Source organism: Methanobrevibacter sp. (assembly GCF_045603845.1).
In the GTDB taxonomy this organism is placed as follows: Archaea; Methanobacteriota; Methanobacteria; order Methanobacteriales; family Methanobacteriaceae; genus Methanocatella.
In genome coordinates this window covers 1-5,756 of the sequence record NZ_JAZUMY010000006.1, presented here as the reverse complement: position 1 = coordinate 5,756, position 5,756 = coordinate 1, and the positions used below count along the sequence as shown (strand labels likewise).

Sequence of the window (5,756 nt, the reverse complement as noted above, 5' to 3'; positions counted from 1 at the left end):
TTGGTGATAATGTAACTGTTGATTATACTTTAACTGATGGTGCTGGTGGTACTGTTACTTTCTTTGACGGTTCTGATGTTTTAGGCACTGTTAATGTTGGTGATAAATTCGTAATTAACAACTTGACTGAAGGAATTCACTTTATTACTGCAGTTTATAATGGTGACGACAAGTTTAATGTATCTTCATCAAATGTTGTTGCTGTTGAGGTTAAAGCTAAAGGAAATGAATCCGATGACAATGTTACTAATAAAACAACTCCTGATATTAACATCAATTCTCCTGAATCCATAGTTGAAGGAGAAAATGCTACTGTCAGTGTTATTTTACCTGCTGATGCGACCGGTAATGTAACTATTGGAAATGTAACTGTTCCTGTTGTCAACGGAACTGCTAGTGCTGTTGTCTCTGGTTTACCTGTCGGTAATAATACCGTACCTGTTGTTTATTCAGGTGATGACAAGTATAATTCTGTTGAGACTAGTGCTAATGTGACTGTTGATGAGAAGGAAACTCCTAAGGAGAATGCTACTGTCAGTATTGATGCTCCTGATGTTACTGAAGGTGAAAATGCTACAATCACTGTTAGCTTGCCTGAGGACGCTACTGGTAATGTGACTGTTGGCAATGTGACTGTCCCAGTTGTTAACGGAACCGCTACTGTAAGCATTCCTGATTTGGCTGCAGGCAATTATTCTATTCCTGTTGTTTATTCAGGTGATGACAAGTATAATTCTGTTGAGACTAGTGCTAATGTGACTGTTGATGAGAAGGAAACTCCTAAGGAGAATGCTACTGTCAGTATTGATGCTCCTGATGTTACTGAAGGGGATAATGCTACAATTACTGTTAGTTTGCCTGAATATGCAACAGGTAATGTGACTGCCACAGTTGGCAATGAAACTTACACTGCTCCTGTTGTTAACGGAACTGCTACTATCAGCATTCCTGATTTGGCTGCCGGTAACTATTCTGTCCCAGTTACATACTCTGGTGATGAAAAATACAACCCAGTAACTAAGGATGCTGCTTTAACTGTTGAGGAAGAGGTATATGAAATTGTATCCGCTCCTGACGTAAGCAAATATTACCACGGTTCTGAAAGATTTGTTGTTAACATTACTGATTCCAAAGGAAATCCTGTTGCTAACAAGTCAGTTGTCATTGAAATAAACGGAATGACATATAACAGAACAACCGGTGCTTCAGGAACTACAAGTGTTGCAATTAACTTGAATCCTGGAGTTTATAACGTAACTACAACAGTAGGAAACGAAACAATCAACTCAGTAGTTACTGTATTGACTACAGTCAACGGTACCGATCTTGTTAAAATCTATAAAAACGACAGCCAATACTACGCTACTTTCCGTGACAGCGAAGGTAACTATCTGGCTGACGGAACTGCTGTAAGATTCAACATCAATGGTGTAATGTATGACCGCTTTGTCAGAGGAAACGAAGGTTTAGCTAAACTTAACATCAATCTCTACACAGGTGAATACATATTAACGGCAATGAACCTACAAACAGGTGAAGAATCATCAAACAATATTACAGTTCTCGCTAAAATAGTTGAAAACTATGATATTACCAAATACTATAGAAACGCAACACATTATACTGTTAAAGTACTTGGTGACGATGGAAACCCTGTAGGTGCTGGAGAAGTCGTAACATTCAACATCAATGGTGTGTTCTACAACCGTACAACAGATGAAAACGGTATTGTTAAGTTAAACATTAACTTGCAGCCTGGAGATTACATAATCACAGCTGAATACAAAGGATTCATGGTATCCAACAATATCAAAGTTCTTCCAACATTATCTGCTCAGGACTTGACAAAAACCTATGGGACTTCCGATCCGTTCATCGCTCACTTGGTTGACGGTCAGGGAAATCCACTTGGAAATCAAAAAATCGAGTTCAATATTAACGGAGTCATGTATTACAGAACAACCGACAGCCAGGGTAACGCTAAATTAAACATTAATTTAATACCTGGCGAATACATCATAACCTCCAAATATAATGATGCAGTTATTGGAAACATTGTAAAAGTGAACGCTTAAGAGGTTTAAAACACCTCTTCTTTTTTTATTTTTCATAGTTAATTTTATAAAAAATTTTAATCAAAACTATTTTTATGATAACATTTATTACTGGTAACGAACATAAAGTTATAGAAGCAGAGAATATTTTCAAAGATTATGACATTAAACTTGAGCATATTGACTTGGGTTACAGCGAACCTCAGGGAACTCTTGAGGAGGTGGCCATGTCAGGTGCAAGATATGCCAGTCATAAGCTTAATAGACCTGTGATTGTTGAAGATGCTGGTTTATTCATTAAGGCTTTAAATGGATTTCCTGGAACTTATTCACATTATGTACAAGATACTTTAGGAAATCAGGGAATTTTAAAGCTGTTAAATAATGTTTCTGACCGTTATGCCGAATTCAGGTCAGTTATTGGGTACTGCGCCCCCAATTCTGAGCCCAAGACTTTTTTAGGCAAGGTCAAAGGAGAAATATCAGTTGAAGAAAAAGGTGATTTGGGATTTGCTTTTGATCCTATATTTTATGTTCCCAGTGAGGGTAAGACCTTTGGAGAATTGACAACTGACGAGAAAAACCAATTTTCACATAGAAAAAATTCATTAAAAAAATTTATAGAGTGGTATTCTACTCAAGATTAATATTTTATAGGTGTTATTTATGGCAAGACCAGAATGGGTAACTTATAGTAACGAAGAAATTGAAGAAATGATTTTGAAATTTAACAGAGAAGGTAAAAGTACTTCCGAAATCGGTATTATCTTAAGAGACCAATACGGAATTCCTAAAGTTAAAGACGTAACCGGTGAAAGAATCACTGAAATCTTAAAAAGAAACAATCAGGCTGGAGACTATCCTGAAGATTTAATGAACTTAATCAGAAGAGCAGTTAACATCAGGGACCACTTAGAAGAAAATCCTAAAGATTTACACTCCAAAAGAGGATTAACTATCATTGAATCAAGAATCAGAAAATTAGCTTCTTACTATGTAAGTGAAGGCGAATTACCAGAAGGTTGGAGATATAATCCACAACAAGCAGCACTCCTTGTTAAATAGAGCTACTGAAGCTACTAATATGCTCAAAGAGCATATTGAAAACGATGAAATTATTCGCATAATTTCACACAACGATGCTGACGGATTGTCAGCTGCAGCGGTAATAGCCAATGCTTTGAAAGAGGAAAATGTTCAGTTTCATACTACTATAGTCCCACGTCTTAAGGAAGATGTTATAAATCAGCTCCGTCATGAGCAACATGATTTATTCATCTTTTCAGATATGGGAAGTGCATTTGTAAATGAATTGAATACCTTTAAAAGTGATGTTATTATAGCTGATCACCATCAGGTTGATGGAACAGAGTCAGACAGTAATCTGGTTCATGTCAATCCACATTTATTTGAAATTGATGGTAGTAAGGATTTATCCGGTGCGGGTTCAGCATATTTATGTGTCCGTGACCTGGATAAAAAACATTTGGCTTATTTTGCACTCGTAGGTGCTTTTGGCGACATGCAATGCCAAGATGGATTTAATGGCGTTAACAAGCTGATTTTGGATGATGCAAAGGAAACAAATCTGGAAATTAATGAAGATTTAAAGATAGTTTCAAAGGCATCCGAGCCATTATTCAAATCCCTTGCTTATACATTCACACCGCCTTTGCCGGGCATTAGTGGTGATTTGGAAGGGGCTACAGCATTTTTAGAAAAAATCGGTTTATCTTATGGAATCAAGTTCGTAGATTTGGCTGATGAAGAGAAGGATGTTCTTACGGCCGAACTGATAAAGATTAATCCAGACATTTTTGGGGATTGCTATTTGATTCCTAAAGAGATTCCAATGCTTAGGGATCTTGAGGAATATGCATATATCCTTGATGCATGCGGTAAGAATAAGAAATATGGCTTAGGCTTAAGCATTGCGCTTGGCGAAAGAGAAAAGGCCTTGTCAACTGCCACTGATTTTCAGCGCAAATATAGAGACCAGATTGTCAAGGGTCTTGAATGGATTAAACGTGAAGGTGCTGTTCAATTAGAATCATCACAATATTTATATAGTGAAGATAAAGTTTTAAAGTCTGTTATGGGTACTATTGCAAGTATAGGATTATCTGTAGGTTTGATTGATGATTCAAAACCTGTACTTGGACTATCCAGACTTAATAAGGATATTAAAATTTCTGGAAGAACTACAAGAGATATGGTTAATCGTGGAGTTGACTTGGGAAAGGCTTTACGTGATAGCTCAAACAATTTCGGCGGATCAGGAGGAGGCCACGATATTGCTGCAGGAGCTATGATACCTTATGAAAGTAAAGACAATTTCCTCCATATATTTGATGAAATGATTTCATATCAATTAAATAATGATTAATATGTTTTTAACAAAAAAAGAAGAGCAAATGTGTGACGGAGAGTTCGGCGAAACCATCCGTAAGAGTATGGATATTTTAGTGGCTTTGGGTGACATTTACGGAGCCTCCAAATTGGTTGATATCACTTCTGCACAGGTGTCTGGAGTTTCATATAAGACAATAGGCCAGGCAGGTCTGGAATATCTTGAAGATTTGGCAAGTGAGGAATTTGAATATTCAGGAATAAACGCTTCACTAAATCCTCCGGGAACCGATCTGGACAATTGGAAGGAATTGGGATTTCCTGAAGATTTTTCAATTAAGCAAAACCAGATTGTAGATGCATATGGAAAGCTGGGCATTTCCAAAACATGCACATGTACTCCTTATCTTGTAGGAAACGTTCCTAGATTTAAAGATCATGTATCATGGTCCGAATCATCTGCAGTGGCTTATGTCAATTCAGTTATCGGTGCACGCACTAACCGTGAAGGAGGACCGGCAGCTCTTGCAGCGGCCATAGTAGGTAAGACTCCCCTTTATGGATTCCATCTGGATGAAAACCGTAAGGCAAACCTGATTGTAAATGTCAGTGACGAATTGTCCGGCGCTGACTGGGGTGCGCTAGGTTATATTGTTGGAAAAGTCGTTGGCGGCGGAGTGCCTTATTTTACTGTTAAAAACACTCCATCCAATAATGATTTGAAAACTTTAGGTGCGGCTCTTGCTTCTTCAGGTTCTGTAGCATTGTATCATATGGAGAATGTAACTCCTGAATGGGATACTGCCGGAAAGGATGATGTTGAAGATTACATGTTTGTCGGCGATAATGATATTCAGGAAACCCGTCAAAAGTTAACCACAACAGACCGTGAAGCCGATTTGATCTGTTTGGGATGTCCTCATGCTTCTCTTGAGGAAATAAAACATGTTGCCAATATCGTTGAAGGCAAAAGCATTAAAAACAAGTTATGGATTTGCACGTCCGTTTCTGTTAAGGCAACTGCTGATAGAATGGGTTATACTCAAATTATTGAGGCTGCTGGCGGAAATGTTGTATGTGACACATGTATGGTTGTTGCTCCTATTGAGGATATGGGCTTTGAAGTGATTGGTGTAAACTCAGCAAAGGCAGCAAATTATGTCCCTTCAATGTGCGGACTTGATGTAGTTTATGATGATGTGGAAAATCTTATTCATTTTCAGTGATGAATATGTTTTCTACAATAGATTTTTTCTTTATCTACTAAGAAAATTTTAATTCCATCAATGTTTATTTTTTTTGATTATTTTTTGTAATTTTTTTAAATAATTTATTTTATTATTTTTTGAAGAT

5 protein-coding genes are annotated in these 5,756 nt (G+C 37.2%); all 5 read left to right on the top strand.

Annotated features, from left to right (window positions below; translation table 11 throughout):
- Positions 1 to 2,075: Ig-like domain repeat protein (locus ACKI2W_RS00570; RefSeq protein ID WP_407378487.1), on the top strand; the 2,075-nt coding region annotated here is incomplete at its 5' end.
- 74 nt (positions 2,076 to 2,149) lie between these two features.
- Positions 2,150 to 2,701 carry an XTP/dITP diphosphatase gene (locus ACKI2W_RS00565; protein WP_407378486.1) on the top strand — a complete coding sequence of 184 codons (552 nt, stop codon included), beginning with the start codon at positions 2,150 to 2,152 and terminating at the stop codon, positions 2,699 to 2,701.
- 19 nt (positions 2,702 to 2,720) lie between these two features.
- A complete protein-coding gene (locus tag ACKI2W_RS00560; RefSeq protein ID WP_407378484.1) occupies positions 2,721 to 3,119 on the top strand; it encodes a 30S ribosomal protein S15 in 399 nt (132 codons plus the stop codon).
- Positions 3,109 to 4,440: a DHHA1 domain-containing protein gene (locus tag ACKI2W_RS00555; RefSeq protein ID WP_407378482.1), complete on the top strand. Its 1,332-nt coding sequence runs from the start codon at positions 3,109 to 3,111 to the stop codon at positions 4,438 to 4,440. Before ACKI2W_RS00560 ends, ACKI2W_RS00555 begins: the two co-directional genes overlap by 11 nt.
- 1 nt (position 4,441) lies before the next feature.
- The gene (locus ACKI2W_RS00550) at positions 4,442 to 5,629 is read left to right on the top strand and encodes an aconitase X (protein ID WP_407378481.1); all 1,188 of its coding nucleotides are present in this window, start codon (positions 4,442 to 4,444) and stop codon (positions 5,627 to 5,629) included.
- Positions 5,630 to 5,756: the final 127 nt, after the last annotated feature.

Bases quoted from the DNA above. Each gene is read 5' to 3' on its own strand.
- ACKI2W_RS00565 (WP_407378486.1), top strand. From the start codon at position 2,150: ATGATAACATTTATTACTGGTAACGAACATAAAGTTATAGAAGCAGAG.
- ACKI2W_RS00550 (WP_407378481.1), top strand. From the start codon at position 4,442: ATGTTTTTAACAAAAAAAGAAGAGCAAATGTGTGACGGAGAGTTCGGC.
- ACKI2W_RS00560 (WP_407378484.1), top strand. From the start codon at position 2,721: ATGGCAAGACCAGAATGGGTAACTTATAGTAACGAAGAAATTGAAGAA.